Below are 14,655 nucleotides of genomic sequence, written 5' to 3' on the forward strand. Positions count from 1 at the left end.
TTTAAGTTCTTGGCAAATTCTTTGGCTAATGCCAGCATTGCTTCATCTTTCATGGTAAACACCTGTGTTGCCCCTAACAGCGTTGAGGGATAGTCTAAGCGTTTACACAGTTTTATTTACAGTCTCCACCACAACAATTGCGATTAATGAACAAATGAAGCCTGGAACAATTTCGTATAGGCCTGTATCACCCCATACATTTTTCCATACAATGACCATGACAGCACCCACAACCATGCCTGCAAGCGCGCCATTTAAGGTCATGCGTTTCCAGAACAATGACAAAATAATTAGCGGGCCGAAAGCTGCACCAAAACCTGCCCAAGCGTATGCAACTAAACCTAAGACTTTAGATTCAGGATTACCTGCCATATATATAGCCAATAGGGCAATTGCCAATACCATCAAGCGACCTACCCAAACCAGTTCTTTTTGAGACGCATTTTTGCGCAGGAAGGCTTTATAAAAGTCTTCAGTCAGAGTACTTGAACATACTAAAAGCTGGCAACTTAAAGTACTCATCACAGCGGCTAAAATGGCTGCCAATACAATACCAGCAACCCAAGGGTTAAACAGAATTTTAGTGAGTTCCATAAATACTGTTTCAGGGTTGGCATTGACCACCGCAGCCAATTCAGGATGCTGTTGGAAATAAGCAATACCAAAGAAACCTGCTGCAACAGCACCACCTAGGCATAAAATCATCCAAGTCATGCCAATACGACGTGCATTTGGAATCGATTTTACAGAGTCGGCAGCCATGAAGCGGACAAGAATATGCGGTTGACCAAAATAGCCTAAGCCCCAAGCCAATAATGAAATAATGGCAACAAAACTTAAATTACCCAAGACATCTGTTGCATGTGGGCGTGCAGCATCCAGTGCAATACTAATTTGGCTCAAGTCTGAGAATGATAAAATTACAACCAATGGCGTGAGCAAGAGGGCAAAAATCATCAGCCCCGCTTGAATGGTGTCGGTCCAGCTCACCGCAAGGAAACCACCAATAAATACATAACTGATGGTTGCAACAGCGCTAATCCATAAGGCCGTGCTATAAGAAATACCAAACATGCTTTCAAATAATCGAGCACCTGCCACCATGCCTGAAGCACAGTAAATAGCGAAAAAAATTAAAATGACAAAGGCCGAAACAATGCGCAAAATCTTCTTTTGGTCATTAAAGCGATTAGAGAAGTAATCTGGCAAGGTGAGGGCATTGTTTTGAACTTCTGTATGCACACGCAAGCGACCAGCCACTAAAAGCCAATTCAGCCAAGCACCAATAATGAGGCCAATGGCAATCCACATTTCAGATAGGCCAGAAAGATAGATAGCACCGGGTAGGCCCATGAGTAACCAACCACTCATGTCTGATGCACCCGCAGATAGCGCTGTGACAAAACTGCCTAAACGACGGCCACCTAAAATATAATCTGAGAAGTTGCTGGTCGCACGATAAGCCATCAGGCCAATCGCAATCATGGCGACAATATAAAAAAGAAACGTGATTAAGGTGGGGTCGAGGGAGCTCATACGATATCCGTTTTTTGAGTTGCGTAGTGCTTGGGAGGATGAAATAACAATAGGTAATTTCACAAGTCAAAAAGCTGTTGCTTGTGATGAACCCATATAAATAATTTCAAAAATAATGTGAAATTTAACCATAAATTAACGAAACATACAGAAATTTATAGTCAGAAATAAAAATAGACAGCATGAAAGCTGTCTATTGGATTAAAAATATTCAAAGTTTTATTGGCCGCGACCCATGATGCCACGAATGGTACTCATGACGTCCGCAGGTAAAACCACGGTTTTGGCATTATTGGATTTTGCCATATCTTGCATTGCTTTAACGTATTGTTCACCCAATAAATAAGCCACTGGAATTTCTTTTTCGCCTACCGCTGAAGTGACCAATTCAATTGCTTTTTGCGATGCTTGTGCCAAGACAACTTGCGCTTCTGCGTCACGGCGTGATGCTTCTAAACGACCATCTGCTTCTAAAATAGCAGCTTGTTTTTCACCATCGGCTTTGGTTACTGTCGCACGACGTTGACGTTCGGCAGCTGCTTGTTCTTCCATCGCAGCTTGCATGGTGTGTGATGGTTTAATATCTTGAATTTCAACTGTTTTAAGGGTAATACCCCAATCAGCGATGTCATCAGAGATACTGGCTTTTAGGCGTGCTTTAATATGATCACGTGAAGACAGGGCATCGTCTAAATCCATTTCGCCAACAATTGAACGCAATGATGTTTGTACGAGGTTTTGGATTGCCCAAGAGTAGTTTTCAATACCATACACCGCATTTACTGGTGTTGTAATATTAATATAAGCCACGGCATTCATGACCAATACGGCGTTGTCTCGGGTAATGACTTCTTGAGAAGGAATATCTAATACGATGTCTTTGGTGGTGACTTTATAAGCCACTTCATCAATGTAGGGAATGACAAAGTTAAGGCCAGGTTCAAGTACGGTATGGTATTTACCTAAACGCTGTACGATCCATTTATAGCCTTGAGGGACAATACGGACACCTTTAAAAATCGTAATGGCAACAAAGGCCAAAAAGGCTAAAACAACAATAGTAGCTCCGCTCATTCAAATACTCTCTTGTTAGTTGTCGTTATAACTGTGTGCTTGCACGATCAAATCATTCCCCATAATGTCAATGACACGCACGCGGTCACCCACTTGTACATCAGAGCGAGATCGGCATATCCATTCAGCATTGCCCAATACGGGAATCGGAAAGCGAACTTTGATTTGTCCTAATTCTAGGTTGGTTTGAATGACCATACCAACTTGACCGACGGTTGCTTCACGAGAAAGGCCGGCTTTGGTTTTGTCTTTTGAAAGTGGTTTAATGAATTTAAACCATGCAATGGTGCAAAGAATGGAGAGAATGATCCAAGTCACGAGTTGAGTTGTTGTGCTCAACATTGGAAACAGAAAATATAAAATACCCACCATGATTGCGCCAATACCAAACCAGAGGGCGGCGAAAGCTGGAAGGATTAATTCTGAAATGATCAGTAGAAAGCCTAAAACAAACCAGTGCCAAGGTTCTAAAATAAATTCCATACCGCTACTCGTGTCGTTGTCAAAGATCGTGGGTGTGTATTGATATCAATGTAGCAGATGCAAAAGTTTTTGAGTATAAATAAAATTTATTTTGTATTTTTGCACAGAAAAGCCAACTGCTCGATTTTGGGTAAGCTATTTATTATGTTTTATATTTATAAGAGTAGCATACCATAGCGCTAAATCGGTTGAATCAGTGCTATGGTATATGGGGCTTGTGCTTAGATTTTGGCCACTGGTACAGGCTTAAAGGCAGCAGGAGATGCTTTAAAGTCGCTCACTAATTTTTGAATCGCTCGGATTTTTAATTGAGTGGCTTTTTCGCCTTCCAAGATCGTTTCATTACTGGCTTTTAGATCTAAAGTCCCAATGTGGCCCACTTTAGGCTGAATCACAATGTTGGCCTGTTGAAGCTCTTCATTAATACTTTGCTGTCCCATAATATTAATGGTTTGATCTAGTACGCCAAACATATTCATGGCTTTCGTGCCATCAGGGCGCGCTGAAATATCCACAGCAATCACGATGTCTGCACCCATATTTTGAGCTGTTTTTACTGGAATTGGACTGACTAAACCACCATCAACATATTTTTGCCCACCAATGAGTGCGGGTACAAATACATTGGGAATACTACATGAGGCACGCACTGCTTGACCTGCATTGCCTTTAATAAACTCCGCTTTACGGCCTGTATCTAAACGTGTAGCAACGGCAGCAAAGCGAATGGGAAACTGTTCAATCGGTTTATTGGCTACATTTTTGTTTACGTAGTCTTGTAGCTTTTGTCCCAATAAAAAGCCTTGGCGGTTGAGCGTTAAGTCTCGAATATCAGACTCTTTAAAACCAAGTGCAATTTGTTGTAATTGATAGGGGCTTTTACCACTGGCATACAGGCTGCCTACGAAGCTACCTGCACTGGTACCGGTTACAATTTTGGGTTTAATGCCATGAGATTCAAGTACTTTGAGTACCCCAATATGTGCAAAACCTTTTGCACCACCGCCACCTAAAGCAACAGCAATAACGGGTTCACGTGCTTTGAGGGGTGTTGTTTGAACGGGTGTTTGTGTGGCTTTGTCACAGCCAGCAAAACTGAGCGCTAAAACGCTCAGCAAAGAATATTTTAGTAGTTTCATTATCTGGAACAATCAAGAAAAGTTTAGCAAAGTCGCATCAGTATTGAGCTGTATGATATCTCATCAAAAAATACAACAATTTGCTAGGGCTTTTTCCAGTGCTTTTGTAACGGCTTGGCTAGCCAGTCGGGGTTTTTAGGTGAAAAATGGCCTTCATAGCACTGTAGAATTTCAGCTAAATCCTGTTCGAAATTGCCTGTTGTGTGATAGGCGCTTAAGCATCGGATGGCTTTGTTTTCATAATCGAATGCAAACATCACAATAGGGATCTGGGCTTCATGTGCGATGTAATAAAAGCCACTACGAATTTTTTCAGCACGCTTTCTTGTGCCTTCGGGTGCCATGGCAATCCAAATTTTTTCTTGTGCTTGGATGATCTCAACAATTTGTTGAGTTAGCCCACTGGCGTGTTGGCGTTCTACTGGAATTACACCAATCCAATCTAAAATAGGCTTCAGAGGGGTCTTAAATAAAGTATTTTTACCAAACACTGTGACTCGAATGCCTAAGCCAAGTAAAGCGAGAAAGGCATACCATGCATCAAGATTTGACGTATGTGGAGAAACAATCGCCATGGCTTTGGGGAAGTTTGGGAATTCTCTAGTAAAGCGCCAGCCTTGTGCCAAAAATAAACGCTTAAAGACAGATTGACTCCATGCAGTGCCACGTGAGGGCACAGAATTAGGTAAATGAGGAAAGTCTTGTGTCATAGAAGTCATGCACTTTTACTTGGCGATAAGGTTAATATAGGCGCTGTAAATAAGAACTGCATTGGCAAAAATGAGCAGTTCCATTGCATATAAAAGAGTTAGCTTAACCAATTGAATAATGGGGAAATGCAATGCTGCAAATGCGGAACATTTATGTGTTGTTATTTTCTCTATATTGGGCGCAAGGTTTACCTGTCGGTTTTATGACCCATGCATTGCCTGTGATTTTACGTGCGCAGGGTGTGTCTTTGGCACATATTGGTGGTTTTGGCCTATTAATGTTGCCTTGGTCAATTAAAGTATTTTGGGCACCTTGGATTGATCGAATTGGACATCATAAACATGGGCATTATCGCTCATGGATTTTACCCTTGCAGGGCATGAGCATTGCAATTTTAATCCTGTTGTCTTTTATGCCTATACAGGCCTTGGATCAGCCTTTATACCTCATGGCGCTCTTTGTTGCTCTTCTGAGCATGAATATGGTGGGTGCTACGCAAGATGTTGCAACAGATGGCTTAGCCGTGAGTTTACTCAAATCAGAACAACAACATTGGGGCAACATGTTTCAAGTGGTTGGGTCGCGTTTGGGCTTTATTATAGGGGGGGGAGCCATACTATGGGCTTTAGATTGGTTAGATTGGCAAAGCACCTTTTTAGCCTTGGCTGTATTGGTTTTTTTCAATAGTTTACCTATTCTTTTTTTTAAAGAGCCTGTACGTCAGGTTACCACACCATCCACTCAGCAAGCTTTTCACTGGCAGTCTGTACGTGATTATTTAACTTATTTTGTAGGTCAGTCACATATGTGGTGGTGGTTGATGGTGCTACTGAGTTTTAAAATTGCGGATGGCTTGGCGGGGCCCTTGCTAAAACCACTGATGGTGGATTTGGGCTTAAGTTATAGTCAAATTGGCATTTATGTCACCATGCTGGGGGCGTTGGCCGCGTTGTTGGGAGCTGGATTGGCAGGTTATCTCCTGAAATATATTGGACGCTTTCAAGCTTTATGGCTGTTTTCCGTGCTCAAGGTTTTCAGCTTGGGTGCTTATGCATGGCTGGCGTGGCAGTACCAAAATCAGGTGCTGGTTCATCCGTGGCTCATTTATACCATTAATGCTGTAGAAGACATGCTTGCATCGATGTTGTTGGTGGTCATGCTGACTTTAGTGGTGCAATATAGTCGTAAACGTATGGCGGGAACCGATTTTACTTTTCAGGTGAGTGTCATGGCGACGGTCAGCGGTGGTTTATATATTGTCAGTGGCATCATTGCAGATCAATTGGGGTATGCACTGTATTTAAGCATGATTTGTGTTGTTGCATTATTGAGTATTATTCCGATGTTAATTTGGCATAAAGAAAGTCAAAAAAATATTGCTTAAACTGAGCTGAATTCAGCGTTAAAACTGTAGTTTGAAAAGCAGTTGTTTGAATGATAATTATTTTTAACTTATTGAAAACATAATTTAAATAATGGATTTAAGAATAAATTAAGCTTGTTAAGTATCGATTAAGTTTGCGCGATTAATTTAGCTTCATTCGTAAAATATTTGAAGAAATTTTGCATGTTTGAATCACTGAAAAGAAAATGGCAAACATTCACGACAATGCCAGTTTCACGCTTTAACTTATTAGTGAGTGTTTGGTTGGCCTTCGCCCTCAATATTGGGTTTTATCAAAAATTGCATCAACTTACGCCGTATCAAGGGATGAAGTCGTGGCTATTTTTGATCGCATCTGTATTGGTGGTGACAGCACTGTATAACATCTTATTGCAACTTTTGCAGTGGCGTTGGACTGCAAAGGTGGTTGCATTAATTTTACTATTTATTGGTGGTTTTAGTGCTTACTTTGTGTGCAGTTTGGGTGTTGTGATTTCGCCAGATCAGATTCAAAATGCCATGCAGACGGATCCACAAGAAGTGAAAGGCTTAATGTCTATACGCTTGTTGTTCTGGAGCCTTTTTATGGTGGCCTTACCAATGTTGGTTGCGGCCTGTATTCCACTTAAAGTTGAAACCAAATCTAAAGTATTGATCAAAAAAGGCGTGCATCTTATTGCATCCTTTGCAGCGCTGGCTGCAATGCTGTTTGTATTCTATGTAGATTATGCGGCGATTTTCCGTCAACACCGCGATTTAAAAGGCATGATCTCGCCACAAAATGCCATCGCTGCAGGTTTTTCATATTTTCATCATCAAGCGCCAAAAGAAAATTTGCCTTTGGTGAAATATGGTGAAGATGCGCATTTGGTAGAGAAAACTGCGCAAGGCAAAAAGCCAAAACTAATGGTATTGGTGGTGGGCGAAACAGCACGTGCTGAGAGTTTTTCTTTAAATGGTTATGCAAAAAATACTAACCCTGAGCTGTCTAAATTAGATGTAATTAACTTTAGTCAGGTAAGTTCATGTGGTACGGCAACTGCAGTTTCAGTACCGTGTATGTTTTCTGGTATGCCACGTAGTGACTATGATGAAAACTTAGCAAACCACCGTGAAGGCTTATTGGATATTGCACAGCGTGCTGGATATAAAGTGACATGGATTGATAACAACTCAGGTTGTAAAGGGACGTGTACCCGTGTTGAGCAAGTTGAGATTTCGCCAGAATTGAAGAAAAAATGGTGTACGCCAGAAGGTGAATGTTATGACCAAATTTTAGTAGATGCGTTGAAGCAATATATCGAAAAAATTCCAGCGGATGATCAAACACCACGCTTGATTGTATTACACCAAGTCGGCAGTCATGGGCCTGCATACTACGCCCGTGCAACGCCAGAATTTCAAAAATTTAAACCCACTTGTGATACCAATGCCATTCAGGGTTGTACACAAGACGCTTTAATCAATAGTTATGATAATAGTATTGTTTATACAGATCATATCTTGAGTGAAGTGATTCAGTCATTAAAAGCCAATAGCAAGTATCAAACAGGTTTCTGGTATTTATCGGATCATGGTGAATCAACTGGAGAATATGGAATGTACTTACATGGTGCACCGTATGCGATGGCTCCATCACAACAGACGCATGTTCCGATGATTATGTGGTTTTCAGCAGAATGGAAAGCCCATCAAGCGGCCAATGTAAGCTGTTTAAGCCAACAAAAATCCAAAGTGTTGAGTCAAGATAATTTATTCCCAAGTCTCTTGAGTATATTGGGTGTACAAACTCAAGTGATTGATGCAAAAAATGATATGCTACAAAATTGTAAGCCTGCTGCTTAAGTGAGTTGATGCCATGACAAAAATTTTAATCATTGAAGACGACTTTATGATTGCTGAGTCTACTCAGACTTTATTGAAGTATCAGGGCTTTGAAGTAGAGTGGGTAAATAACGGAATTGATGGTTTAAAACTCTTACAGCAAAGTGAATTTGATGCTGTATTGCTAGATTTAGGTTTGCCTTTGATGGATGGTATGCAAGTGCTTAAGCAGATTCGTCAAATTCAGCCGAATTTACCAGTCCTGATTATTTCTGCACGTGATCAATTACAACAACGTGTTGATGGTTTAAATCAGGGGGCAGATGATTATTTAATTAAACCTTATGAGTTTGATGAACTGATTGCCCGTATTCATGCACTGCTACGCCGTAGTGGAAAAGAGCAACAGGTCAATCAGCAACACATTTTAACCTATGGTGAGTTGGTGCTCGATGTCGAACAGCATTTGGCTAAATACAAAGGTCAGTATATTGATCTGTCAAATCGTGAGTGGGCCATTTTAATTCCACTGGTGACACATCCGAATAAGATTTTTTCTAAAACCAATTTAGAAGACAAACTGTATGATTTTGATAGTGAAATCAGCAGTAATACCATTGAAGTATATGTACATCACTTAAGAAATAAATTGGGCAAAGATTTTATTCGTACCATTCGTGGTTTGGGTTATCGCTTAGGACAACTCTAAATGGCGTTCAGCACACACAGTTTTGCAAATTCACTAAAGACTAAACTGATTCTTTACATGTCTTTTTTCAGTCTTATTGTAGGCTGTGTGTTGATGATGTCGGCTTATAAAATTTCTTTGGAAGAAACCAATGAAATTTTAGATCAACAAATGAAAAATTTGGCGGAGCGAGTGGTTCGGCACGGTTTAGAGCCAACCAGAAATGATTTTGAGCCAACACAGCGTTATGCTGAGCAAGATCTATTTGTTGATGTGTGGTCTTATAAGGATCGCACAAAAAATCAACAACATAGTGATATTTTGGTGCATTCGGTACCGAAGGCTGGTTTTTATCGCCACAAGAATGCCGACGATGTTTGGTATACCTATGTATTGCCTCAAAAAGACTATCAAATTCAGGTCAGTCAGCAACAATCAGTCCGCCAAGATCTCGCTTTAGAATTGGCTGGCAGTATGCTGATTCCGTATTTGGTGCTCATGCCTTTTGTGATTTGGGGTTTGAGTTGGATGATTAGTCGAATTTTACAGCCTTTAGATGACTTTAAAGCAGAGTTGGCACAGCGTAACTCCAAAGATTTACAGCCAATTTTGGCAAGAGATTATCCTGTTGAAATTATTCCAACCATTGAAGAAATGAACCATCTGTTCGAGCGTATTAGTTTGTCTCAGCAAGAGCAACGCCAGTTTATTGCAGATGCGGCGCATGAGCTTAGGACTCCGATTACTGCATTGAGTTTACAAATGCAGGTGTTATTACAAGAGTTTCCAGAACATGCGGATTTACAACGCTTAAACTTAGGATTAGTTCGTATTCAGCATTTAGTGACGCAGTTATTAAATTTAGCCAAACAAGATGCCTCCATTGAAGACCTTGAACGTTTACAGGATTTTGATGTTTCAACGACAGCAGTCAATTGTGTAGAGCAACTTATTCACTTGGCGATGCAAAAAAATCTGGACTTAGGTATGGAGCAGAGTGAAGCATTGAAACTGCATAGCCAAGAGTCTGCTGTGCATTCCATTATTTATAACCTGATTGATAATGCCATTAAATATACGCCCAATAATGGCGTGATTAATGTTTCGGTCTATCCAAAAGACGATCATGCCATGATTGTGGTAGAGGACAGTGGACCTGGGATTGACCCTCAATTACATGAACATATTTTAAAGCGATTTTATCGAGTGCATCATCATCAAGAGGTGGGTAGTGGTTTAGGGCTATCCATTGTAGATAAAGCCGTGCAACGGATTCATGGACAACTGAGCTTTGGTACAAGTGAAAGCTTGGGCGGGTTGAAGGTCAGTATTGAATTGCCACTATCGCCAAAAGCATAAAAATTAACTTCACCGCGCTTGAATCTGTGCGGTGTTCTTTTTGTTTGAGGATGTAATATTTTTAGAGATTCATCTTGTTTAAATGAAACATTTACAAAAGCCTATGCAATATTGCATGGGCTTTTTTTTGCGCTGTATCATCCGTTCTGTACTCAACGTAAACGATAAAGTGTATTTCAACCAATTGGACAAAGTTAAATACAAGGATATTGAATGAGCCGTATATCTTATTCATAAATTAGCCATGTCAAATATGAGAAAAAACGAGTAGATGTAGGATGTTGAGTAAACGCTAATAGATGACAAATGTTGATGCCCTAAGGCATTTTTAGTCTGAAGTATTGTGTAAAAGAGCGGGGATGTTCGTACAGGTATGTGTAGAACTGAAAAATTTAAATCGTAGAGACCATTTAAGCTCTGGTGGTGATTAAAGCACCGATTGCGTGTTATGAGGTTCTAAGAACACGGATTGCTTTTTGCATAGATAGAAAATGACGTAACACAGCATATTGGTACAATAGCAGATCCATAAAGTCCATAAGTTATGACTCATGAAGTGTGCACCGCGCATCATTTGCGCCCAGCCCATGCTAAGGCCTAAAACGAGCCCTGCAAGCAAATAAAAATAAGCACGTTTAGGCTGTGAAATATGATAAAGGAAATAACCCGTTATAAATGAAAAACCGAGTGAGGCATGACCACCGGGGAAGCAATGACCAGACATTGCAGAAAAGTCCCAAAAGAAACCATCTGTATCTGGAATAGTCATAGACCAAGGGCAGGCATGACTGGATTGAGACTTTAAGATGCTTACTACAATGGTGCAGAGCATAGAGACCCAAAATAAGTAACCTAGTTCTGTGCGGCGAGGTTTTAAACGTTCAACTTTAAACGATGCAATCCAAGCAAAAAATATGAAAACATAAACGACAATTAAAATGTCTTTAATGTACTTGTGATTTAATTTAGCTAAGTACCAATTGTCTCTTAATAAAAACTGTCCAGACTCACTAATCCAAGGATGAATCAAGCTTAAATCAAGATCTCCGCCCACAGGAATCACAGTTTGTAGTAAACCGAAACTGATCAATAAGATTCCAATATGAAAGAGAATGAATTTGGGATGATTTTGCATACTTAGCTAAATAGTTTTCCTTTTGAGCTATTAAGGCAAAAACAGCTTAACTAAAACTTAAAGATGGATATTTTAGTCGGATCTTTAGTCAACGTCTTGCAATGCTTAGCATAGAACCAGCAAAACGCCTTTAATGGTCTGTGCTACATTGCCTATTCTCTCATTTGTTCGTGTAGGCCAGTTTGCCATGTCCATTCGCGCCGTGATCTTTGACTTAGACAATACCTTAACGCATCGTGATTTAAGCATCGAGGCCTATAGTCAGTTTTTAGCGCAGCATTATGTCCATCATTTAATTGCCCCAGACCTTGTACAGATCAAGCGCATTATTAATTCAATTGATCGGGGCGGTTATCCGATTGCAGCTGATTTAACCCATGCAAGTATTGGTGCTTCGGTGGCCTATGCACTGCAACAACAATTAATTTGGCACCAGCCAGTTGATTTTGATGAATTGACACAATGCTGGTTCCGTTTTTTTGGTGCACATGCTGTTGCGATGCCCGGGGCACACGAACTATTAAGTCAACTTAAAGCGCAAGGCTTTCAATTGGCTGTGGTGTCAAATGGAGGCCATACAACCCGTTTAAATATTTTAAAAGGCCTTAGCTTTGAAGCGTATTTTGATGTGATTGTAAGTTCAGAATTGGCAGGTGTAGCAAAACCCAATATACAGATTTTTAACTACACCCGTGAGCAATTGGGCTTAGATGCAAGGCAATGTTTATTTGTAGGTGATCATCCCATCAATGATGTTTTTGGGGCAGAACAAGCGGGCATGCATGCCGTTTTATTAGAAGGCTTTCATGATGATGTGAACAGAGTCGCGACTGAGCGACGCATTCAAAACTTGGCACAGGTCTGGCAATATTTAGAGCCCTTTTTTTTGGCTTAATATGGCCCACACTTTTTAAACAGTCATTGGAATAGTGATTTAAATAGCAATTTACACAGCTATTTTTATAAGCATGATGCATGCGACGCTGTGTTGCAAAGTTAAAAATGCGAACAATGATGAGATAAAAAAATTGGATAATCCTAAAGAGTCATGGATTATCCAATTGAAGGTTAAATGATTCTCCGAAGCTGTGTTGACTTAGAACATATTATCTTCTGAGTTTGCGGTAATACGGTGAATCGATAGATCGGCACCGCGGAATTCTTCTTCTTGGCTTAGACGGATGCCCATAATTGCTTTAAGTGCGCCGTATACACAGAAACCACCAGCCAAGGCAATAATAACAGCAAAGACTGTGCCAAAGACTTGTGAAAGCATGGATACGCCACCGAGGCCACCTAGCCATTTTTGCCCAAATAAACCGACAGCAAGACCACCAAAGGCACCGCATACACCATGTAATGGCCAAACACCCAATACATCGTCAATTTTTAGTTTGTTTTGTGTGTAGGTAAATAATTTAACAAAAATCACTCCAGCCACCATACCAATAAACAGTGCACCAACAGGGTGAACAATATCTGAGCCTGCACAGATGGCCACCAAACCTGCCAATGGGCCATTGTGTAAGAAGCCTGGGTCATTGTCGCCAACCAAATGGGCTGCAAATGTACCGCCAACCATTGCCATGAGTGAGTTAATCGCAACGAGACCTGAAATGGCATCTAAACGTTGAGCACTCATTACGTTAAAACCAAACCAACCGACAATTAAAATCCAAGAACCCAGCGCTAAAAATGGAATTGAAGATGGTGGGTGTGCACTGATACGGCCATCTTTTTTATAACGACCATAACGAGGCCCAAGTAAAATAACCGCAGCAAAAGCAATCCAGCCACCCATTGCATGCACCACGACAGAACCTGCAAAGTCATGAAAGCCTGCGCCAAAAGTTTGAGCTAACCATGCTTGAATACCTAGATTGCCATTCCATGCAATACCTTCAAAAAATGGATAGACCAAGGCCACTAAAATAAGCGTTGCAATGGCTTGAGAGCGCATTTTCGCACGCTCGGCTATTCCACCTGAAACAATCGCTGGAATTGCAGCTGCAAAGGTGAGGAGAAAGAAGCAGCGCATGAGGTTATAGCCGTGATCAGCAGCTAAGGTTGTTCCAGTATGGAAAAAATGCTGACCATAAGCGATGTAATAACCGACAAAAAAGTATGCAATGGCTGAAATTGCAAAGTCAGAGAGAATTTTACTTAAAGCATTTACTTGGTTTTTATGGCGAACAGTTCCGAGTTCTAAAAAAGCAAAGCCTGCATGCATTGCAAGCACTAAAACAGCACCAAGGAGGAGAAATAATAAATCTATATTTTGCATGTAGTGCTCCAATATAGTGCGGTATGTCACAAAAAGAAGTTCAGTATAGCGAGGTAGTATTTTTGGAACAGGGGGTAAGCAAGGGAAATTTTGATTAGGGTGTGTTGACACTTTTAGCTTAAAAAAATAGCGAAGTAGTAAAATCAAATCGCCGAACCCAATTTTACTATTCGCTATGCCTCGTACCATGCTGACAGATCAACACTGGCAAAAGTTGAAAGTTATTCTGCGTAATTTATCCATTCACCACAACTCAAATTTACGCAATTTTATTGAAGCTATTCTCTATAGAATTAGAACAGGCTGTCCGTGGCGAGATATTCCTTGTTGTTTTGGTCATTCAAACTCTATTTTCAAACGTTTTAATCGTTGGTCAAGCAGCGGTAAGTTACTTAGATTATTCAAATTACTAGCCTCATGCCCCGATATGGAGTGGATTTTTATTGATGGCTCTCATGTACGTGCTCATCAACATTCTGCTGGCATAGCGAATCAATCTATTTCTAAAAGTGTAGGAGGAAACTCCTCAAAAATACATTTGATTGTTGATGCACATGGCAATCCTATTGATTTCATGATTACCGATGGAACCACACATGATGTTAAAGTTGCACCTGATTTAATATCAACATTAGATTTAAAAGAGACAAAAGTGGTATGTGCAGATAAAGGCTATGATTCAGAACCACTGCGTGAACAGATCAGGAAAACAGGGACTAAAGCGAATATACCAAAGAAAACAAATAGCCAATCGAACAATGACCATATGGACTGGTATTTATATAAAATCAGGCATTTAGTTGAAAATATGTTTTGTAGATTAAAGCAATTTAGAGGAATAGCTACTCGATATGACAAGCTCAAAAGAAATTATCAAAGTTCTGTTGCTTTAGCCTGTATATTTTTATGGCTACCTTTATAGGGTTAATTATGAACAGTAAATGTCAACAGACCCTAATAAATTTCAAAAACTTACAAGACTCGATATAAAGCAAATTAACACAATATGCACTATGTTGGTGCAATTTTAAATGATTT

Annotated in this window: 12 protein-coding genes and 1 pseudogene; 6 read left to right on the top strand and 7 right to left on the bottom strand. The window is 40.3% G+C overall.

The genetic code is table 11. The features are described 5' to 3' along the window. Positions 1 to 111: 111 nt before the first annotated feature. The 5 genes and pseudogenes from putP to HYG93_RS05810 all read right to left on the bottom strand — a co-directional run. Positions 112 to 1,536 (bottom strand): annotated as a pseudogene (gene putP, locus HYG93_RS05790) (sodium/proline symporter PutP); the annotation flags it as partial. Between the two features lie 219 nt (positions 1,537 to 1,755). Further along, entirely contained in the window at positions 1,756 to 2,610 is an 855-nt protein-coding gene (locus tag HYG93_RS05795) for an SPFH domain-containing protein (protein ID WP_106984461.1), read from the bottom strand. A 15-nt stretch (positions 2,611 to 2,625) separates the two neighbouring features. Continuing rightward, on the bottom strand, positions 2,626 to 3,093 hold the full coding sequence (locus HYG93_RS05800) for an NfeD family protein (RefSeq protein ID WP_106984462.1): 468 nt from the start codon (positions 3,091 to 3,093) through the stop codon (positions 2,626 to 2,628). A gap of 221 nt (positions 3,094 to 3,314) precedes the next feature. After that, positions 3,315 to 4,232 carry a patatin-like phospholipase family protein gene (locus HYG93_RS05805; RefSeq protein ID WP_178962043.1) on the bottom strand — a complete coding sequence of 306 codons (918 nt, stop codon included), beginning with the start codon at positions 4,230 to 4,232 and terminating at the stop codon, positions 3,315 to 3,317. An 83-nt stretch (positions 4,233 to 4,315) separates the two neighbouring features. Then, a complete protein-coding gene (locus tag HYG93_RS05810; protein ID WP_178962101.1) occupies positions 4,316 to 4,942 on the bottom strand; it encodes a 1-acyl-sn-glycerol-3-phosphate acyltransferase in 627 nt (208 codons plus the stop codon). 131 nt (positions 4,943 to 5,073) lie between these two features. On the opposite strand from HYG93_RS05810, the gene HYG93_RS05815 reads away from it, so the two are divergent. The 4 genes from HYG93_RS05815 to HYG93_RS05830 all read left to right on the top strand — a co-directional run bounded on the left by HYG93_RS05815 (position 5,074) and on the right by HYG93_RS05830 (position 10,198). Beyond that, positions 5,074 to 6,327, top strand: a complete 1,254-nt coding sequence (locus HYG93_RS05815; protein WP_256733390.1) for an MFS transporter — start codon at positions 5,074 to 5,076, stop codon at positions 6,325 to 6,327. Between the two features lie 183 nt (positions 6,328 to 6,510). Then, positions 6,511 to 8,172 carry a phosphoethanolamine transferase gene (locus HYG93_RS05820; RefSeq protein ID WP_178962045.1) on the top strand — a complete coding sequence of 554 codons (1,662 nt, stop codon included), beginning with the start codon at positions 6,511 to 6,513 and terminating at the stop codon, positions 8,170 to 8,172. Between the two features lie 13 nt (positions 8,173 to 8,185). Then, positions 8,186 to 8,860, top strand: coding sequence for a response regulator transcription factor (locus tag HYG93_RS05825; RefSeq protein WP_121532737.1), 675 nt, complete (start codon positions 8,186 to 8,188; stop codon positions 8,858 to 8,860). Further along, positions 8,861 to 10,198, top strand: coding sequence for a HAMP domain-containing sensor histidine kinase (locus tag HYG93_RS05830; protein ID WP_121532739.1), 1,338 nt, complete (start codon positions 8,861 to 8,863; stop codon positions 10,196 to 10,198). It begins immediately after the preceding gene. 427 nt (positions 10,199 to 10,625) lie between these two features. On the opposite strand, the gene HYG93_RS05835 is transcribed toward HYG93_RS05830, so the two are convergent. Continuing rightward, positions 10,626 to 11,333, bottom strand: coding sequence for a phosphatase PAP2 family protein (locus tag HYG93_RS05835; RefSeq protein ID WP_178962047.1), 708 nt, complete (start codon positions 11,331 to 11,333; stop codon positions 10,626 to 10,628). Positions 11,334 to 11,520: 187 nt separating this feature from the next. Here HYG93_RS05835 and HYG93_RS05840 point away from each other — a divergent pair, with 187 nt between their 5' ends. After that, positions 11,521 to 12,228 (top strand): HAD family hydrolase, encoded by a 708-nt coding sequence (locus HYG93_RS05840; RefSeq protein WP_121532741.1) that lies wholly within the window; start codon positions 11,521 to 11,523, stop codon positions 12,226 to 12,228. A gap of 201 nt (positions 12,229 to 12,429) precedes the next feature. Here the strand turns inward: HYG93_RS05840 and HYG93_RS05845 are convergent, their stop codons facing one another. Continuing rightward, on the bottom strand, positions 12,430 to 13,617 hold the full coding sequence (locus HYG93_RS05845) for an ammonium transporter (protein ID WP_120363806.1): 1,188 nt from the start codon (positions 13,615 to 13,617) through the stop codon (positions 12,430 to 12,432). 175 nt (positions 13,618 to 13,792) lie between these two features. On the opposite strand from HYG93_RS05845, the gene HYG93_RS05850 reads away from it, so the two are divergent. Continuing rightward, a complete protein-coding gene (locus HYG93_RS05850) occupies positions 13,793 to 14,539 on the top strand; it encodes an IS5-like element ISAba31 family transposase (protein ID WP_004645384.1) in 747 nt (248 codons plus the stop codon). The last annotated feature ends 116 nt before the right edge of the window (positions 14,540 to 14,655 follow it).

It is taken from the genome of Acinetobacter sp. SwsAc6, from assembly GCF_013391565.1.
Classification (GTDB): domain Bacteria; phylum Pseudomonadota; class Gammaproteobacteria; order Pseudomonadales; family Moraxellaceae; genus Acinetobacter; species Acinetobacter cumulans.

Coding starts and splice junctions, on each gene's coding strand:
- HYG93_RS05805 (WP_178962043.1), bottom strand. CDS start 4,232: ATGAAACTACTAAAATATTCTTTGCTGAGCGTTTTAGCGCTCAGTTTT.
- HYG93_RS05795 (WP_106984461.1), bottom strand. CDS start 2,610: ATGAGCGGAGCTACTATTGTTGTTTTAGCCTTTTTGGCCTTTGTTGCC.
- HYG93_RS05835 (WP_178962047.1), bottom strand. CDS start 11,333: ATGCAAAATCATCCCAAATTCATTCTCTTTCATATTGGAATCTTATTG.
- HYG93_RS05850 (WP_004645384.1), top strand. CDS start 13,793: ATGCCTCGTACCATGCTGACAGATCAACACTGGCAAAAGTTGAAAGTT.
- HYG93_RS05800 (WP_106984462.1), bottom strand. CDS start 3,093: ATGGAATTTATTTTAGAACCTTGGCACTGGTTTGTTTTAGGCTTTCTA.
- HYG93_RS05830 (WP_121532739.1), top strand. CDS start 8,861: ATGGCGTTCAGCACACACAGTTTTGCAAATTCACTAAAGACTAAACTG.
- HYG93_RS05810 (WP_178962101.1), bottom strand. CDS start 4,942: ATGACACAAGACTTTCCTCATTTACCTAATTCTGTGCCCTCACGTGGC.
- HYG93_RS05815 (WP_256733390.1), top strand. CDS start 5,074: ATGCTGCAAATGCGGAACATTTATGTGTTGTTATTTTCTCTATATTGG.
- HYG93_RS05840 (WP_121532741.1), top strand. CDS start 11,521: ATGTCCATTCGCGCCGTGATCTTTGACTTAGACAATACCTTAACGCAT.
- HYG93_RS05845 (WP_120363806.1), bottom strand. CDS start 13,617: ATGCAAAATATAGATTTATTATTTCTCCTCCTTGGTGCTGTTTTAGTG.
- HYG93_RS05820 (WP_178962045.1), top strand. CDS start 6,511: ATGTTTGAATCACTGAAAAGAAAATGGCAAACATTCACGACAATGCCA.
- HYG93_RS05825 (WP_121532737.1), top strand. CDS start 8,186: ATGACAAAAATTTTAATCATTGAAGACGACTTTATGATTGCTGAGTCT.